We start from the raw sequence: 16,368 nt of genomic DNA, 5'->3' as shown, positions 1-16,368 counted from the left end.
GAGATCGCCTCCGGTTTGCGTGACCTGTTCCCCCGCTTGTAGACCGGAGTTGAGACCAATCCGGCAAGGCCGGCAAGTCTCCCCAGGAGATCGATACGAGATGGGTGGACACCGCGCGGGAGTCCTATTGCGTCGCATCAGATTTTTCCTAAAGGCGGATTTCCCTTTCCGGCCCGATGCTGTAGAGGCGCTTTCATGATGATCCGGCTGAGCCTGCGAGACCTGCGACGACCGGCGCGCTGAATGCGCCCTCCCGGTAGTGCGCCCGCACGCGCCTGCCCTCGCTCAGCCGACCTGCCTCCCGCTTAAGCGTCGATCATCATGACATCCCTGCCTCTGACCATCCGCCACGAGCTCCCCGTGGACGCCGCCGCGATCGAGCGCCTGCATGAGCGCGCCTTCGGCCCCGGCCGCTTCGCCCGCACCGCCTTCCGCCTGCGCGAGGGCGTGCCGCCGGATCATGCCCTGTCTTTCGCAGCCCATGTCGGCACCTTCCTCGTCGGCTCCGTGAAAGTGACGGCGGTCCTGGCCGGCGGCCACAAGGCGCTGATGCTAGGGCCGCTGACCGTCGATCCCGCCTTCGAAGGCCGGGGCATCGGCGCTGCGCTGATGAACCGCTCGATTGAGGCGGCACGCGAGACCGGGCATGACCTGATCATGCTGATCGGGGACGCGCCCTATTACGCTCGCTTCGGCTTCAAGGTCCTGCCGCCCGGCCAACTCGTGCTGCCGGGGCCGGCCGATCCGGCGCGCTTCCTGGCGCTGGAGTTGGTCGAGGGCGTGCTGAAGCAGCGCAGCGGGGCGGTGACCTCGATGCGCTTCAGCTCTGACGCCTGAGGCGCCTGCCGCTCTCGCCGAGCCAACCGGCGACGAGTGCGCCGAACAGCACGGCGAGGCCGATCAGCCCGATGAAGAGCGGCGAGATGCGCACGCCGCGCACGATGCCGGAATCGCTGATCCTGAGGCCGATCCAGTCATTGCCGGCGAACTGGCTGCCTGAGCGCACCGGCACGATGCGCGGCACGTTGACGGCTGAGCTGCTCTCGCGGCCGATGCGCCGGGAAGAGCCGCCGGTCGCCTGTGCCAATGCCTGAAGCGCGGTGGGGTCGCTGACCACTTCCATCAGTTCGCGCGGGTTCTCGGGGCCGACGCTGGCGAAGGCGGTGAGATTGTCGGCGGTCAGCCGGTAGAGACCGAGTTCGCTGGTCGGGATCCGAGCCGTGAACAGGCCGGGGCGCCCGGCTTCGAGCGTCACTGTCCGCGACTGGCCGTCCGGCCCGGTGATGGTGACAGGCGAGGGGTTGTCGCGCAGCGTCTGGCGCTCGACCTCGACGGTCGCGCCGCGGACGGTGGCGCGCAGGGCCTCTTCCTCCAGCTCCGGCTCCTTCATCAGCCAGTGGCTCAGGCGGCGCAGCAGGTCGAGATAGGGGCCGCCATCGCGGAAGCCGCGAGCCCAGAGCCAGGCATGGTCGGAGAGGAAGAGCGCGACGCGGCCCTTCTGCTCGCGCGCCAGCATCAGCAAGGGGCGGTCTCCCGGGCCAGTCATGACCGGCGCGCTGCCAGCCCGCGCCTGGGCGCCAACCATGCGCAGCCACTCGCCCCAGCGCGGGGGCGAGACTTCCGAGCCCGGCAGGTCGCGGGTGACGGGGTGGCGCTTGCCGGGTTCGCTGACTTCGGCGCGATAGGCCTCGTCGATGACGCTGCCGTCGGGCAGGGCCGGCAGGATCTGGCCGAGCGGCGTGCGCGCCAGCGTCTGGGAGCCCGCATATTCGGGCCCTGCCGCGACGAGCAGCGCGCCGCCGTCGCGGACATAGCGGACGATATTCTCGAAATAGAGCAGCGGCAGGATCGACTGGTTGGCGTAGCGGTCGAAGATGATCAGGTCGAATTCCTTGATCTTGACCTGGAACAGCTCGCGCGTCGGGAAGGCGATCAGCGAGAGCTCGTTGATCGGCGTGCCGTCCTGCTTCTCCGGCGGGCGCAGGATGGTGAAATGCACGAGGTCGACATTGGCGTCGGCCTTGAGGAGATTGCGCCAGGTACGCTCGCCCGGATGCGGCTCGCCCGAGACCAGCAGCACGCGAAGTTTGTCGCGGACGCCTTCGATGGTGATGACGGCGCGATTGTTCGCCAGCGTCAATTCGTTGTTGAGCGGAGCGGCCTCTATCTCGACCACGTTCGGCCCGCCCCGGTCGATGCGAACGGGAACCTGTACGGTCTGGCCGGTCGCGACTTCGCGGCGGGCAATGATCTCGCCATCGCGGCGGATCGTGAGGCCAGCGCGGCCGGGGCCGCCCTTGTCGACGACGCGCAGCCGGATGATCTGGTCCTTGCCGACGATGCCGAAGCGCGGCGAATCGACCAGCACGATGCGGCGGTCGATCTCGGCATTGCGGCCGGTGGTCAGGACATGCAGCGGCGCACGCAGGCCGAGGGCCTCGGCATTGGCTGGCGCGTCATGGGCGAGGCCGTCGGTGATCGCGATGGCGCCGGCGACACGCTCGGAGGGCACGTCGGCGAGGCTGTTCGACAGCGCTTCGAACAGGCGGGTGCCGTCATTGGTCCCTTGGGCGTCCCGCAGGTCGACGATCCGGGGCTCGATATTGGGGATGCCGCGCAATTGCCGCTCGATCTCGGCGACGGCGGCATCGGTCTGGGCCGCGCGATCGGCGAGGCGGTTCGAGGCCGAGCGATCGACCACCACCGAGACCACGTCCTTGACCGGCTCGCGATCCTCGAAGACGAGCGAGGGATCGGCCAGCGCCGTCGTCAGCACGACGAGCGCGAGCGCGCGCAGGATGGCGCTGCGGCCGGCCAGCACGATGGCCGCACCGGCAGCCAGCGCCGCGAGCACGGCCAAGCCGATCAGCAGCGGCAAGGGCACTAGCGGGGCGAGTGAGACGCTCCACATGGCTATTGTCCCAGCCGCTCGAGCAGGGCCGGGACATGGACCTGATCGGCCTTGTAGTTGCCGGTGAGCGCATACATCACGAGATTGATGCCGCCGCGCAGGGCCAGTTCGCGCTGGCGTGGATCGCCGCCCGAAAGCGGCACCAGCCCTTCGCCGCGCCGATCGATCGCCCAGGCGGAGGCGAGGTCGTTGGCGGTGATGACGATGGGCGAGACGTTATCTCCGGCGCGCGCCGGGCGGCGCCCGTCGCTGTCGGCCGGCGGCAGCGTCTCGACCCAGGTCGTACCGGTATCGTAGCGGCCGACAAGCTCGTCGAGGATGTAGAAGGTCTTGGTCAGGACGTGGTCGCGCGGCAGCGGCTCCAGCTCGGGGATGTCGAGCGTCTGCAGCATGCGTTTGAGCTGGTCGCCCTCGGGCGTGGTGCCGCCGCCGGGGCGGGCACTCATCGCGTCGCGGGTGTCGAAAATCACGAGGCCGCCGCCCTTCATATAGGCTTCGAGCTTGCGCAACGTCTCGGCCGAAGGCAGAGGCCGGCCGGCGACGATCGGCCAGTACAGAACCGGGAAGAAGGCGAGCTCGTCGCGCTCGACGCTGACGCCGACAGGCTCGCCGGGCTCCAGCGCCGTGCGGGCGCCGAGCACCGTGTTGAGGCCCGTGAGGCCGGCCTTGGACATGTCGTCGACCGCCTTGTCGCCGGTCACGACATAGGCGAGCCGCGTCTGCGCGCCATTGGCGAGCAGGGCGCGCGGGATCGGCGGGCGGGTGTCGGCTTGCGGGGTTGGCGCGGGTTGCTGGGCGCGAGCATGATCGGGCGCCAGCGCGAATGAGGCTCCGAGTGCGAGCAGGATCGCGGCGGGCGCGGCCGCCTTGCGCAGGCGGGCGAAGCTGAGGCGTCCGCCGAGCCAGAGCGTCGCCAGCGTGTCGGCGACGAGCAGGAGCAGGGCGAGCACGAGAAGCGGCGGGCGGATATCGCGCGCGACCGGCTCGTCGATCGGCAAGACGGCGACGCCGAGGCTCGCGAGGTCGAGCGCGGCAAGCGTGTCGGTCGGCGTCAGTGCGTTGACCGCGAGCGAGCCGTCGGTCGGGCCGTAGAGGCCAGGCGGGTGAGCAAGCGTCGCGCGGCCGGCATAGTTGCGCGCCACCGGCTGGGCGGTCGCGGGCGCCGAGCGGAACTGGCCGATACCGTCGAGCACGCGGGTCGGCGAGAGAGTCTCGACGCGCTTGTCGTCGCCCTGGGTTTCAGCCGCGGCGGGGCCGTTGCCGGCGAGGTTCACGATCTTGCGGAGCATGTCGACGAAGAGGCCCGAGAGCGGAAGGTTCGACCAGGTGGTGTCGGCGGTGACATGGACCATGGCGACGAGGCCGTCGCCGCGCCGCTCGGCGGTGACGACGGGCGTGCCGTCCTCAAGCGCCGCCCAGGTCTTGCGGGAGAGGTTCGGTTCCGGCTCGGCCAGGATCTGACGGCTGACGCGGATGTCGTCGCTGATGGCCAGGCCGAAGAAGGGGCTCTCGCGGGTGAAGGGCGCGAGCTTGCGCGGCGTCTCCCAGGACAGGCCGCCGCCGAGCGTGCGACCGCCGCGGCGCAAACGCACCGGCGTCAGGTCGTCGGATGCGGCGGCGAGACGAGCGCCGGCGAAACGCAGCAGCACGCCGCCGCGCTCGACGAAGCTCGTGACCTTATCGGCCGTTTCGCGATCGAGCGCGCCAATATCGGCAAGGACGAGCACGGAGAGATTCTGCGCCAGCATTTCGCCGATCGGGTCGGTCGAGCCTTGGCGCGGCTCGCGGATTTCGGCGAAGGGCTGGAGGGCGCGGGAGAGGTAATAGGTCGGTGACAGCAGGGGCTGCGCGGTATCGGCGGTTGCGCCTGAGACCAGGCCGACGCGGCGGCGCTTGGCGCTGTCGTCGAGCAGCGCCACGGCGCCGGCGCTGCGCTCGCCGATGATCTCCAACCGCGAGACGGCGTTGCGGACCTCGATCGGCAAGGTCAGGCGCGCGGTGGTTTCAAGGCCGCTGCCCTCGAAGATGAAGGGCGCGTTGCCGAGCGGCAGGCCCTTGAGATCGAGCGCGCGGACCTGGCCCGTCGCTGGCGCACTGGCGCTCGGGCGCAGCACCTTGACGGTCAGGGCGCCCGCGAGATTTTCGGGCGCGGAGAGGGCGAGTTGCGTGGCTGGATCGGCATGAACAGCGAGGCGGCGGGCCTGCGCATCCTGCTTCAGCCGGGCGAGGAAGCTGCCATCGTCGGAAACGCCCAGCCCATCGGCGACCCAGACGATCTCGGCACTGGGCGAGCTTTGCAGGAAGGCCTCGATACGCTGGAGATGAGCGGCGCGGTCCGGCGCATGCGGTTGCAGGGCGAGCGCGCGCAACCGGTCGAGCGCGGTGCGCGGCTCGGCGAGTGTGATCGCGGCCGGCGCTTCGGCGAGACCGAGCACGGCGACCGGGCGGCCTTCGCGGGTAGCTGCAGCGATGCGCGATTCGGCGACCGCGACGCGCTCCGACCAGTCGGTCGCGGCGCCGAAGCCGTTGTCGATCAGCAGCAGGACGGGGCCGCGCGAGGGCTCGGCATCGCGAACCGGGTTCCAGACCGGACCGGCGACGGCGAGGATCGCGAGCGCGGCCACCGCCATGCGCAGGGCGAGCAGCCACCAGGGCGTATGGGCCGGCGTCTCGCGCTTGGCGATCAGATCCGCCATGATCTTGAGCGGCGGGAAATCGATCCGGCGCGGGCGCGGCGGCGTTACGCGCAGGATCAGCCAGAGCGCCGGCAGCAAAGCGAGCGCCGCGAGGGCGAGCGGGGCGGAGAAGCTGAAGGGCAGGGCGCTCAACATCGGCGTTCCCCTCAGAAGCCCGAGGCGCTGCGCGAGGCGGCGACGAGACTCGCGATGCGCAGTACCGCTTCGCTGGCCGGCCGGTCAGTGCGATGCAGCGTCAGGGTCCAGCCGGCCTTGCGACAGGCTTCGGTGATCGCCTCGCGATGGGCGGCGAGGCGCTGGCGATACTCATCGCCCCAGGCGCCGGCATCGCCGACGCGCAAGGTCAGCCCATCCTCCAGATCGAACAATTCAGCCTGGCCGCTGAAGGGGAAGGTCTCCTCGATCGGATCGGCGATCAGCAGGACATGGCCGCGCGCGCCCGACGAGGCCAGCGTCGCGATCCGCTGGGTCAGCGCCGTGGCGGGCGAGAGACCGTCGGTGATGATGATCGCTTCCGCCAATCGGGGCAGCGGCGCTTCAGGCGGCAGGTCGGAGGAGGCGTTGCGTTCATCCGCAAGGATCGCCTGCGCCAGCATCTCGACGATGCGGCGCGACGCCAGCGCCCGCGTCAGCCCGAGATGGCCGACGCGCTCGCCGCCTTCGACCATCGTCTCGGCCAGGGCGAAACCGGCGACGAGCGCGCGGTCGAGCTTCGAGGCCATGGCCAGCGAGGAGGCGAAGCCCATCGAGGGCGAGCGGTCGATCCAGAGCCAGATCGAATGCGAGGCTTCCCATTCGCGCTCGCGGACGAAGAGATGGCCGTCGCGGGCGGAGCGGCGCCAATCGATGCGCGAGGCCGATTCGCCGGCGACCAGCGGGCGGTATTGCCAGAAGGTCTCGCCCGGGCCGGAGCGGCGGCGGCCATGGATGCCATGGATGCTGGCGGAAACGCGCCGCGCCTCCAGGATCAGGCGCGGCAGGCGCGCGGCGAGGTCGAGCGACTCCGTAAGGACCGGCCGTGATGGCCGTCTTTCGCCCGGACCCAGAACGCGCGTGCGCAACATCGGCCTATCCCAGCCGTTCCACGAGCTTGCCGATCAGCCCCTCGACCGTCTCACCATCGGCGCGGGCGGCGAAGGTCAGGGCAACGCGGTGCTTCAAGACGGGAATCGCAAGCGCCGCGACATCGTCGATGGAAGGAGCGAGCCGGCCCTCGACGAGCGCGCGGGCGCGCACGGCCAGCGTCAGCGACTGGCTGGCGCGCGGGCCGGGGCCCCAGGAGAGCTTGTCGGTGACCGAGGCCTCGCCCTCGCCGGGACGGGCGGAGCGGACGAGGTCGAGGATCGCATCGACGACGGCCTCGCCGACGGGGAGGCGGCGGACGAGGCGCTGGATCGACATCAGCGTCTCCGCGGTCATCGCCTGCGTGGGCTTGTATTCTGCGGCTCCGGTCGTCTCCAGCAGGATGCGGCGCTCGGCCTCGCGGTCGGGATAACCGACATCGATCTCGAGCAGGAAGCGGTCGAGCTGGGCCTCGGGCAGGGGATAGGTGCCTTCCTGCTCGATCGGGTTCTGGGTCGCCAGCACATGGAAGGGAGCCGGCAGGTCATAGCGCTCGCCAGCCACCGTGACATGGTGTTCCTGCATCGCCTGCAGCAGCGCGGACTGGGTGCGCGGCGAGGCGCGGTTGATCTCGTCCGCCATCAGGAGCTGGGCGAAGACCGGGCCCTTGATGAAGCGGAAATGGCGCTTGCCGTCGCTCGATTCGTCGAGAACCTCGGAGCCGAGGATGTCCGAGGGCATCAGATCCGGCGTGAACTGGACGCGCCGGGCTGCGAGCCCCAGCACCGTGCCCATCGCCTCGACGAGCTTGGTCTTGGCCAGGCCGGGCACGCCGACGAGCAGGCCGTGGCCGCCGGAAAACAGCGTCACCAGCGAGAGATCGACGACCTTCTGCTGCCCGAAGATGACCTGGCCGATTTCCTTGCGCGCCGCGCCGATGGCACCGAGGGCCGCTTCCGCCGCCTCGACGATGCCGCTGTCGAGATCGATCGTGGAGTTGCTCTCGCTTGCACGGGCTTGCGCCGCCATGTCGGTCTCCTTCACTGTCGCGGGCCGTTGCGCCGTCCTGCGAACCGTCGATGCGTTCGGCCGTTCAGTGTGGACGGGCCATCACGGCGGCTCAAGCGCCGAATGGAACGGTACACATCATCTCGGCTTCACGATTATGTGGAGTTCAAGGCGGAAACGCGATGCGCGCACGATGCCGCAGCCAGGGGCCAGGGAGGATCAGATGACGGGACCGGGCCAGGCGATGGAGCGCCTGATGGCCTCGCTCGGCGACGGCAAGACCCGCGGCCTGCCGCCGGTCGAGCGCTGGAACCCGCCCTTCTGCGGCGATCTCGACATGCGCATCGCCGCTGACGGCACCTGGTTCTACATGGGCACGCCGATCGGCCGGCCGGCGCTGGTGAAGCTGTTCTCCTCGGTCCTAAAGCGCGAGGACGACGATTACTTTCTCGTGACCCCGGTCGAGAAAGTCGGGATCACCGTCGAGGATGCGCCGTTCCAGGCGGTCGAGATGCAGGTCGATGGCGAGGGCGATGGCCGGACCATCGCCTTCCGGACGCAGGTCGACGATCTGGTCTGCGTGGGGCCGGAGCATGGCTTGCGTTTCGCGCGGGCTGCGAAGGACGGGCTGACACCTTATGTCCATGTCCGGCGCGGCCTCTGGGCCCGGCTGACGCGGGCGCTGACTTATGACCTGCTGGCATTGGGCGACGTGCGGGATGTCGAAGGTGAGGCGATGTTCGGGGTCGCCGCCGCACGCGAATTCTATCCGGTGGTGCCGGCGAGCGAGATCGAGGGCCTAGCGTGCTGACGACGATGGAAACCGCCCTCGACCTGAGCGCCGAGGGTTTCGCGGCTCTGGCGCGCAAACGGCTGCGGCCCGAGCCGCCGGCGCTCGGCGACGTGATCAGCCGGCCGCGCGGCGACCATGAGAATCAGCCCGCGCCCGTGCCGATCCCCGACGAGAAGCGAGCGGTGCCGGCAGCGGTGCTGATCGGCATCGTGCCGCGCCCGTCCGGGCCGACCGTGCTGCTGACCCAGCGTGCCGCGGCGCTCCGCAACCATTCGGCGCAGGTCGCCTTTCCCGGCGGGCGGGTCGATGCCGTCGACGGCTCGCCGGTGGTTACAGCGTTGCGCGAGACGGAGGAGGAGATTGGCCTGTCACGCTCGCATATCCGCACGCTCGGCTTTCTCGACGCCTATCTGACCGGCACGGGCTATCGGATCGTGCCGGTGGTCGCGCTGATCGAGCCACCCTTCTCGCTGACGATCAACCATAACGAGGTCGACGAGACCTTCGAGACGCCGCTCTCCTTCCTGCTCGATCCCGCCAATCACAAGCGCGAGGGGCGCGAGTGGAAGGGCCATTTCCGCACCTACTATGCGATGCCCTTCGAGGGTCGCTATATCTGGGGGGCGACGGCCGGCATGATCCGCAATCTCTACGAGCGGCTGGTCGGCTAGAGCATCGGACCGAAAAGTGGAATGCACTTTCGGACGAATCCGATGCGACGATGAAACGAGTCTGCGCGGATGCCGCGCCTGGGAACGACGAAGCCGATGCTGCGCGCGATCATCGAAGAGGTCCTGCTCTTCGTCCTGCCCTTCTGCATCTTCGCGGCCTATCTCGTCGTCAACCGGCGCAACCCGTTCGATGTCGAGCATTGGAGCCCGCATGCCTTCCGCCTGGCGGTCGCGGGCTTCCTGCTGGCGATCGCGGTACTGGTCTACGGCGGCTTCATCGCGCCGCGCAGCCGGGGTACCTACGAGCCGCCGCATATGGAGAACGGGGTTCTGGTGCACGGCCGCTTCAAATGATGCGGGAGCGTGCCGGTGAGATCGCGCGCTTCCTGGCTCAGCCGGTTCTTGCGCGGCTGCTTCAGGCGCTCGACGGAGAGGGCGAAGAGACCCGCGTCGTCGGCGGCGCTGTGCGCAATCTTCTGCTCGGCGAGCCGGCAAGCGATGTCGACCTCGCCACGACGGCTCTGCCGCAGGAGACGATGCGACGGGGGCGGGCGGCCGGCTTCAAGGCGGTGCCGACCGGGATCGAGCATGGTACGGTCACGCTCGTCGCGGATGGCATGAGCTTCGAGGTCACGACGCTGCGACGCGATGTCGAGACGGACGGGCGCCGCGCCAAGGTCGTGTTCGGCCGCGATTTCGCGGCCGATGCGTTGCGCCGCGACTTCACCATCAACGCTCTCGGGCTCGGGCGGGACGGCCGTGTCCACGACTATTGCGGCGGTCTCGATGATCTCGCGCAGCGGCGTGTACGCTTCATCGGCGATGCCGCAATGCGCATCCGAGAGGATTACCTGCGCATCCTGCGTTTCTTCCGCTTCCACGCCCGCTACGGCGTCGGAGCGCCCGATGCCGAGGGCCTGCACGCCTGCATCGCCGGCCGCGACGGACTCACCGGTCTGTCGCGCGAGCGGGTGCGGGCAGAACTGCTGAAGCTCCTCGTCGCGCCGGGCGTCGCCTCGACGCTAGGGGCGATGGCAGGTGCGGGGCTATTGATGCCGGTGATCGGCGGTGTGCCGCATCTTTCGCGCTTCGCGGCGATCGCTGAAAATGACGGAGCCGGCGTCCATCCGGCGTTTCGGCTGGCGGCGCTGGCGGTTTCGGTCGGCGAAGATGCGTCGCGCCTGCGCGAGCGGCTGCGGCTTTCGAACGAGGAGTTCGACCGGATCGAGCGGATTGCGCGAGCGCTGGAAGGCCTGGGTGGCCGCGCTGGCCTGCCTGCCATCGCCGCGTTGCGCCATGTCGCGCATGCCGCCGGAAACGACGCGGCGGCTGCGGCGCTGGTTCTGCTCAACGCATCGACCGGAGCCGAGGGGCGTGTGCAGGAGCTCATCGCCGAGCTCGGCCGGACGCCGCGCTTCGAACCGACGGGCAAGGATGTCATCGGTTTCGGCATCCCGCCCGGCCCGCGCGTCGGGCAGGTGCTGGAGGCGGCGCGGCAGAGCTGGATCGAGGCCGGTTGCCCGGCCGGAGCGGACGAGCAGATGGAGTTTGTGCGGATGGCCTCAACCGGCCTTCGTTAGGCTCGGATAGGGTGGGGAACCCTTCTCCCAAAGGGATAGGGGCAGGGGTGAGGGGATGGCCGTTCACCGATTTGCCGTGAATTGGTCGCTGCCGCGGTGCGGCCGTGCTGGACTGGTCCAAGGGCCGACACCTCACCCCTACCCCTTTCCTTACAGGAGAGGGGACCCTCCGCCTTTTGCGGGCAACCTCATGGCCAGCGCACCGTCGGCGGCATTGAGGACAGGATCGAATCGACATTGCCGCCGGTCTTCAAGCCGAAGATCGTGCCGCGATCGTAGAGCAGGTTGAACTCGACATAGCGGCCGCGCCGGACCTGCTGCTCGTGACGTTCGGCCTCGCTCCAGGGCTTGCCGATATTGCGGCAGAGGATGTTCGGATAGCTGTCGAGGAAGGCCTCGCCGACGGCGCGGGTGAAGGCGAAATCGGCCTCGACATCGCCCGTCCAGACATAGTCGTAGAAGATGCCGCCGATGCCGCGCGGCTCGTTGCGGTGCTTCAGGAAGAAATACTCGTCGCACCAGGTCTTGAAGCGCGGGTAGTCGGCCACGGCCGGGAAGGCGTCACAGGGTCGGCGTAGCGCGGCGTGGAAATCGCGTGCGTCGGGATCGTCCTGATTGCGGCGTGCATCGAGGACCGGTGTCAGGTCGGCGCCGCCGCCGAACCAGGGCTTGGTCGTGACGACGAAGCGCGTGTTCATGTGCACGGTCGGCGCATGCGGGTTCCAGGGATGGGCGATCAGCGAGATGCCGGTAGCGTGGAAGCGCGGGTCCTGCGCCGCGCCGGGAATCTGGGCGGCGAAATCGGGATGGAAGCTGCCATGCACCGTCGAGACGTGGACACCGACCTTCTCGAAGACGCGGCCTTTCATGATCGACATGACGCCGCCGCCGCCGGGCGCGCCGTCATGGTTGGTGCGCTGCCAGGGCGTCCGGACGAAGCGGCCGGGCTTGTTCGCCTCGGGCGGGAAGGGACCGGCGGCCTCTTCCTCGACGGCCTCGAAGGCGGCACAGATGCGGTCGCGCAGGCTCTCGAACCAGGCGGCGGCGCGCGGCTTGAGCGCTTCGACGACAGCCGGATCGGCGGGCGGGGCTTCAGCGGGTTTCGAGGTGGTCATCATCTGTTCCATTGCGGCCCGGGAAGCCGCCTGTCTGGCGCAATGCCTCGCCCATTACCATTGCAGCCGCCAGCGCGACATTGAGCGAGCGCAAATTCGGGCGCATCGGAATATGCAGGCTGGTCTCGGCGGCGGAACGGGCCTCGGGCGTCACCCCGGCCGATTCGCGCCCGACCAGGACGACATCGCCGGGCCGGAAAACGAAATCGGGCAGGGGCACGGCGCCGTCGGTCTCGGCCAGGACGAGGCGATGGCCTTCCGCTCTACGCCAACCGTCGAAGGCGGCGAAGGAATCATGGCGCCTGACGGCGGCGCGTTCGAGGTAATCCATGCCCGAGCGGCGGAAATGCCGGTCCGAGACATCGAATGCAGTGGGCTCGACGATGTCGACGGCAATGCCGAGGCATGCGGCCATGCGGATCATCGTGCCGGCATTCTGCGGGATGTCCGGCTGGAACAGGGCGAGGCGAAGCATCAGCCGGTGATGAGCCAACGCCGCCGCCGGTGCAAGCACAGTTGGGCGCAGGCGACAGCAGGCCCGGCACTCGCCGGGCCTGCGATCCGCACATCGGTCTTACTGCCCGCTGGCGCCCGAGACGCCGCCGCCATTGCCGCCAGCGCCGCTACCGGCGCCCACGCCGGCACTGACGCCGCCGCCGCTGACACCCACACCGGCGCCGAGGCCACCTCCGTTACCGCCGAGGCCGGCAACAAGGCCCGCCCCGATGCCGTTGCCGTCGGCGGAAACGCCTGCGGCGGCGCCGAGCCCGCTTGCCGTGTTGCCGAGGCCAGCGCCCAATCCGGCGCCGAGCCCACCATTGTTGACGCCCGCGCCGAGGCCTGCATTGGCATTGGTGCTGCCTGCCGTCACACCCGTTCCGACGCCCGCGCCGAGACCGTTGCTGCCGACATTCGCAGCAGCTCCGACATTGGCGCCGACGGAACTGCCGACACCGGCCGAAACGCCGGCGCCGAGCCCGATGCCGCCGGGTGTTCCGGGATTACCTGGAGTACCGGGAGTACCCGGTGTCCCGGGCACGCCCGGATTGCCGGGTGTCCCGGGAAGGCCTGAGCTGCCCGACAGGGCTGCGGTGCGCGCGCCGACCGAACCGACCGAGCCGCGCGAGCCGATGACCGGGCTTTGCAGTGCAGCGAGCCGCAGGCAGCGCTTCAGCTGCGCGCCGCGCAGGCCGTCGCAGCCATCGAACGAGGCGTATTCGGACGTGCTGTTGCAAGCAGCGAGAAGTGCGCAGACGCCGATGGCGCCGAGTATTTGCAGTCGCATAACTCTCTCCTTGGCGAGGTTGTCTATGCGGCCGAAAACCAGTGTCGTTACTTGCGAGTTCCTTGGCGGGGTTTCAGAAGGATATCAGCAGTTATACGCTATCGATCTGATTTTATGATCATTCTATCTTCTTGCTTGCTTCGGTGCCGACCGGCTGCTGTTCGCCGCCCCAATCCCGCCACCCGCTGCGCCTAGCGTCCCGACGGCATTGTCCGCCCGGGCTGCTCCTGACAAGGGGTGGCATGGGGAAAGCCGGTATCCCGAATTGTCGTTTGTTCAGCACCCTCATTCCCGGTAGCGAAACAGACATGTTCGCTCCGCTCTTCCGCTGGCTCGAAAGCCGTATCGACGTCTTCGCTTCGTTCGACGAGCGGGAGACGCCGCCGCGCGGCGTCTGGCCCTTCATGTGGCATCACATCAAGGGCGTGAAGGGCTGGATGGCCCTCATCATGATCACGGGCCTGGGCTTCAGCGGCATCGAGGCGGCGATGTATCTGATGGTCGGCTGGTTCGTCGACCTGCTCTCGACGCAGTCGCCGCAGACGATCTTCCGCGACCATGGCTGGCTGCTGGCGGGGGCGGCCTTCCTGCTCGTCGTCGTCCGGCCGCTGATCTATTTCGCGAACCACGCCATCGTCGACCAGGTCGTGGTGCCGCAGATCACCAACCAGATCCGCTGGCGCAACCATGTCTACACGCTCGGCCATGCGCTGGGTTACTTCCAGAACGATTTCGCCGGGCGTCTCTCCGCCCGCGTCATCCAGGCCGGCCAGTCGATCCGCGGCGCGACGATCGAGGTCATCGACGATCTCTGGTATGCGCTGGTCTTCGCCACGGTGGCGATCGGCTTCTTCGGCAAGACAAGCCTGTGGCTGGCGCTGCCGGTGATCCTGTGGCTTGCGGCCTATGTGACGCTGCTGATCTATTTCGTGCCGCGCGCGAAGCAGCGCTCGGAGGCGAATTCCTTCGGCCGTTCGACGACGACGGGGCGCATCGTCGATTCCTACACCAACATCCTGACGGTGAAGCTGTTCGCGCGGGCCGATGCCGAGCGCTCCGCCGTCCGCGACTCGTTGACGCGGTGGAACGCTTCCTTCCTCAACCTGTCGCGCCTGATCACCGGCGTCAGCGTCATCCTGCAGGCGATGAACAGCCTGCTCGTCGTGGCCACAGCCTGGCTCGCACTGCTGCTCTGGAGCCAGGGCGAGATGACGCCGGGCGCGGTCGCCGCCGCCATCGGCCTCGTCCTCCGCCTGGTGCAGATGTCAGGCTGGCTGATCCATCTCGTGCGCGGCATCTTCGAGAATATCGGCTCTGTGCAGGAGAGCATGGAGACGATCGCCAAGCCCCATGACCTGCCCGATGCGCCCGACGCCAAGCCGCTCGTCGTCGACAAGGGGGCGATCAGCTTCGAGGCGATCCGCTTCAATTACGGCCGGGGGCAGGGGCTGTTCGAGGGGCTCGATCTGCAGATCAGGCCGGGCGAGCGGGTCGGTCTGGTGGGGCCGTCGGGCGCCGGCAAGTCGACGCTGGTGAACCTGCTGCTCCGGCTCTATCCGCTTGAGGGCGGGCGTATTCTGGTCGACGGGCAGGACATCGCCCATGTCACGCAGGATAGCTTGCGCGCCCAGATCGGCATGGTGACGCAGGATAATTCGCTGCTGCACCGCTCGATCGGCGACAATATCGCCTATGGCCGCATCGGCGCCGGCGAGGCGGAGATCGCGCGGGCGGCGCAGCAGGCCGAGGCGCATGAGTTCATCCTCGGCCTCGGCGACCAGGACGGCCGCAAGGGCTTCGATTCGCGCGTCGGCGAGCGCGGCGTGAAGCTCTCGGGCGGCCAGCGCCAGCGCATCGCGATCGCCCGCGTCCTGCTCAAGGACGCGCCGATCCTGATCCTCGACGAGGCGACCTCAGCGCTCGATTCGGAGGTCGAGGCGGCGATCCAGCAGCAGCTCGCCGCTCTGATGCAGGGCAAGACGGTCATCGCGATCGCGCACCGGCTCTCGACCATTGCCGCGCTCGACCGCCTGATCGTGCTCGATCAGGGCCGGATCGCCGATATCGGCAGCCATGACGAGCTGATCGCGCGAGGCGGGCTCTATGCCCGGCTCTGGGCGCGCCAATCGGGCGGTTTCCTGGCGGCTGCCGACCCGGAAAAGCTCGCCGTCTGACGTCTACGCCGGAGGACTGTGCGCCATGCATGGCCGGGGCGTTCCAGACAGTAGACTTCGTCCAATCTGCATGTCAAAGAGCCGAAGGTGACGCGCCGCCGCATTGCGGTGGCCGCGGCGCGCCCCTATGAGGGCGAGAGGCGATAATTTCGAGCTGTTCCAGCTCGCAAGACGTGTAAGAGGATTGGATCGTGGCGCACGCGACCGATACATCGACCGGAACAACCCGCCGCGATTTCCTGATGCTGGCGACCGGCGCGGCAGGCGCCGTAGGGCTCGGCGCCGTCGTCGTTCCCCTGATCAGCCAGCTCGCGCCCGACGCGCAGACGGTCGCGGCCGGCGCGCCGATCGACGTCGATCTGGCGCCGATCGCCGAAGGCCAGGCCATCAAGTTGTTCTGGCGCGGCAAGCTGATCTTCGTGCGCCATCGCACCAAGAAGGAAATCGACGAAGCCAAGGCGGTCGATATCACCACGCTGCGCGACCCGCAGACCGACGAGCAGCGCACCAAGCCCGGGCACGAGCCCTTCCTGATCATCTATGGCAACTGCACCCATCTCGGCTGCGTGCCGCTGGGCAACGCGCCCGGCGATCCGAAGGGCGATTTCGACGGCTGGTTCTGCCCCTGCCACGGCTCGCACTACGATTCCTCCGGCCGCATCCGCAAGGGCCCGGCACCGCTCAACCTGCCGGTGCCGCCTTACGCCTTCACGGCGGACACCAAGATCAAGATCGGCTGAGCAATGCGCTCGACGCTTTCCCGCCAAGATGAGACAGCCTTGAGGCATTCTTCATGAGTGGTCACAGTTCCTACGTCCCGAAGACCGGCATCGAACGCTGGCTCGACGCGCGCCTGCCGATCATCCGGCTCGCCCATGATTCGGCGGTCTCCTACCCGGTGCCGCGCAATCTGAACTACCTGTGGACCTTCGGTGGCATCCTCGTGTTCATGCTGGTGGCGCAGATCGTCACCGGCATCATCCTGGCGATGCACTACACGGCCAACTCGATGCTGGCCTTCAACTCCGTCGAGCACATCATGCGCGACGTGAACTACGGCTGGCTCCTGCGCT

The 16,368-nt window shown here is 68.6% G+C and carries 14 protein-coding genes and 1 pseudogene; 8 read left to right on the top strand and 7 right to left on the bottom strand.

Translation table 11 applies throughout. From position 1 onward, the window contains the following. The first annotated feature begins 321 nt into the window (after nucleotides 1-321). Complete coding sequence (locus tag Q0Q36_RS07020) at nucleotides 322-837, top strand: GNAT family N-acetyltransferase (RefSeq protein ID WP_291654345.1); 516 nt, start codon at nucleotides 322-324, stop codon at nucleotides 835-837. On the opposite strand, the gene Q0Q36_RS07015 is transcribed toward Q0Q36_RS07020, so the two are convergent. The 4 genes from Q0Q36_RS07015 to Q0Q36_RS07000 are packed head-to-tail and all read right to left on the bottom strand — an operon-like array spanning nucleotide 821 to nucleotide 7,698. Further along, the gene (locus tag Q0Q36_RS07015; RefSeq protein WP_293796742.1) at nucleotides 821-2,911 is read right to left on the bottom strand and encodes a hypothetical protein; all 2,091 of its coding nucleotides are present in this window, start codon (nucleotides 2,909-2,911) and stop codon (nucleotides 821-823) included. The genes Q0Q36_RS07020 and Q0Q36_RS07015 overlap by 17 nt on opposite strands. A gap of 2 nt (nucleotides 2,912-2,913) precedes the next feature. Beyond that, a complete protein-coding gene (locus Q0Q36_RS07010) occupies nucleotides 2,914-5,742 on the bottom strand; it encodes a DUF4159 domain-containing protein (protein ID WP_293796740.1) in 2,829 nt (942 codons plus the stop codon). Nucleotides 5,743-5,753: 11 nt separating this feature from the next. Continuing rightward, nucleotides 5,754-6,671 carry a DUF58 domain-containing protein gene (locus tag Q0Q36_RS07005; RefSeq protein WP_293796738.1) on the bottom strand — a complete coding sequence of 306 codons (918 nt, stop codon included), beginning with the start codon at nucleotides 6,669-6,671 and terminating at the stop codon, nucleotides 5,754-5,756. Nucleotides 6,672-6,675: 4 nt separating this feature from the next. After that, nucleotides 6,676-7,698, bottom strand: a complete 1,023-nt coding sequence (locus Q0Q36_RS07000; RefSeq protein ID WP_293796736.1) for a MoxR family ATPase — start codon at nucleotides 7,696-7,698, stop codon at nucleotides 6,676-6,678. Nucleotides 7,699-7,900: 202 nt separating this feature from the next. Here Q0Q36_RS07000 and Q0Q36_RS06995 point away from each other — a divergent pair, with 202 nt between their 5' ends. From Q0Q36_RS06995 to Q0Q36_RS06980, 4 genes are all read left to right on the top strand, one after another. Next, complete coding sequence (locus tag Q0Q36_RS06995; protein WP_293796735.1) at nucleotides 7,901-8,488, top strand: DUF1285 domain-containing protein; 588 nt, start codon at nucleotides 7,901-7,903, stop codon at nucleotides 8,486-8,488. After that, nucleotides 8,482-9,141, top strand: coding sequence for a CoA pyrophosphatase (locus Q0Q36_RS06990; RefSeq protein ID WP_367187161.1), 660 nt, complete (start codon nucleotides 8,482-8,484; stop codon nucleotides 9,139-9,141). Before Q0Q36_RS06995 ends, Q0Q36_RS06990 begins: the two co-directional genes overlap by 7 nt. 69 nt (nucleotides 9,142-9,210) lie before the next feature. Then, on the top strand, nucleotides 9,211-9,495 hold the full coding sequence (locus Q0Q36_RS06985; RefSeq protein WP_293796733.1) for a DUF6111 family protein: 285 nt from the start codon (nucleotides 9,211-9,213) through the stop codon (nucleotides 9,493-9,495). Continuing rightward, a complete protein-coding gene (locus Q0Q36_RS06980; protein WP_293796731.1) occupies nucleotides 9,492-10,721 on the top strand; it encodes a CCA tRNA nucleotidyltransferase in 1,230 nt (409 codons plus the stop codon). The genes Q0Q36_RS06985 and Q0Q36_RS06980 overlap by 4 nt, the downstream gene beginning before the upstream one ends. A 188-nt stretch (nucleotides 10,722-10,909) precedes the next feature. On the opposite strand, the gene hemF is transcribed toward Q0Q36_RS06980, so the two are convergent. The 3 genes from hemF to Q0Q36_RS06965 form a co-directional block, all read right to left on the bottom strand. Beyond that, nucleotides 10,910-11,836, bottom strand: coding sequence for an oxygen-dependent coproporphyrinogen oxidase (gene hemF / locus Q0Q36_RS06975; RefSeq protein WP_293796730.1), 927 nt, complete (start codon nucleotides 11,834-11,836; stop codon nucleotides 10,910-10,912). After that, entirely contained in the window at nucleotides 11,814-12,311 is a 498-nt protein-coding gene (locus Q0Q36_RS06970) for a tRNA (cytidine(34)-2'-O)-methyltransferase (protein WP_293796729.1), read from the bottom strand. The genes hemF and Q0Q36_RS06970 overlap by 23 nt, the downstream gene beginning before the upstream one ends. Nucleotides 12,312-12,410: 99 nt before the next feature. Next, on the bottom strand, nucleotides 12,411-13,121 hold the full coding sequence (locus tag Q0Q36_RS06965) for a hypothetical protein (RefSeq protein WP_293796728.1): 711 nt from the start codon (nucleotides 13,119-13,121) through the stop codon (nucleotides 12,411-12,413). 308 nt (nucleotides 13,122-13,429) lie between these two features. On the opposite strand from Q0Q36_RS06965, the gene Q0Q36_RS06960 reads away from it, so the two are divergent. From Q0Q36_RS06960 to Q0Q36_RS06950, 3 genes and pseudogenes are all read left to right on the top strand, one after another. Further along, nucleotides 13,430-15,295, top strand: coding sequence for an ABC transporter ATP-binding protein (locus Q0Q36_RS06960; protein ID WP_293796726.1), 1,866 nt, complete (start codon nucleotides 13,430-13,432; stop codon nucleotides 15,293-15,295). Nucleotides 15,296-15,486: 191 nt separating this feature from the next. Beyond that, the gene (gene petA / locus Q0Q36_RS06955; RefSeq protein ID WP_293796725.1) at nucleotides 15,487-16,035 is read left to right on the top strand and encodes a ubiquinol-cytochrome c reductase iron-sulfur subunit; all 549 of its coding nucleotides are present in this window, start codon (nucleotides 15,487-15,489) and stop codon (nucleotides 16,033-16,035) included. A 53-nt stretch (nucleotides 16,036-16,088) separates the two neighbouring features. Beyond that, nucleotides 16,089-16,368: pseudogene (locus Q0Q36_RS06950) on the top strand (cytochrome b); the annotation flags it as partial.

This window comes from uncultured Allobosea sp. (genome assembly GCF_945957345.1).
GTDB lineage: Bacteria > Pseudomonadota > Alphaproteobacteria > Rhizobiales > Beijerinckiaceae > Allobosea.
Note: the sequence above shows the minus strand (reverse complement) of the source record. Positions and strands in the feature narration are given on the sequence as shown.

Coding starts and splice junctions, on each gene's coding strand:
- Q0Q36_RS06965 (WP_293796728.1), bottom strand. CDS start 13,121: ATGCGACTGCAAATACTCGGCGCCATCGGCGTCTGCGCACTTCTCGCT.
- Q0Q36_RS07010 (WP_293796740.1), bottom strand. CDS start 5,742: ATGTTGAGCGCCCTGCCCTTCAGCTTCTCCGCCCCGCTCGCCCTCGCG.
- Q0Q36_RS07015 (WP_293796742.1), bottom strand. CDS start 2,911: ATGTGGAGCGTCTCACTCGCCCCGCTAGTGCCCTTGCCGCTGCTGATC.
- Q0Q36_RS06980 (WP_293796731.1), top strand. CDS start 9,492: ATGATGCGGGAGCGTGCCGGTGAGATCGCGCGCTTCCTGGCTCAGCCG.
- hemF (WP_293796730.1), bottom strand. CDS start 11,836: ATGACCACCTCGAAACCCGCTGAAGCCCCGCCCGCCGATCCGGCTGTC.
- Q0Q36_RS07000 (WP_293796736.1), bottom strand. CDS start 7,698: ATGGCGGCGCAAGCCCGTGCAAGCGAGAGCAACTCCACGATCGATCTC.
- Q0Q36_RS06985 (WP_293796733.1), top strand. CDS start 9,211: ATGCCGCGCCTGGGAACGACGAAGCCGATGCTGCGCGCGATCATCGAA.
- Q0Q36_RS06960 (WP_293796726.1), top strand. CDS start 13,430: ATGTTCGCTCCGCTCTTCCGCTGGCTCGAAAGCCGTATCGACGTCTTC.
- Q0Q36_RS06970 (WP_293796729.1), bottom strand. CDS start 12,311: ATGCTTCGCCTCGCCCTGTTCCAGCCGGACATCCCGCAGAATGCCGGC.
- Q0Q36_RS07005 (WP_293796738.1), bottom strand. CDS start 6,671: ATGTTGCGCACGCGCGTTCTGGGTCCGGGCGAAAGACGGCCATCACGG.
- Q0Q36_RS06995 (WP_293796735.1), top strand. CDS start 7,901: ATGACGGGACCGGGCCAGGCGATGGAGCGCCTGATGGCCTCGCTCGGC.
- Q0Q36_RS07020 (WP_291654345.1), top strand. CDS start 322: ATGACATCCCTGCCTCTGACCATCCGCCACGAGCTCCCCGTGGACGCC.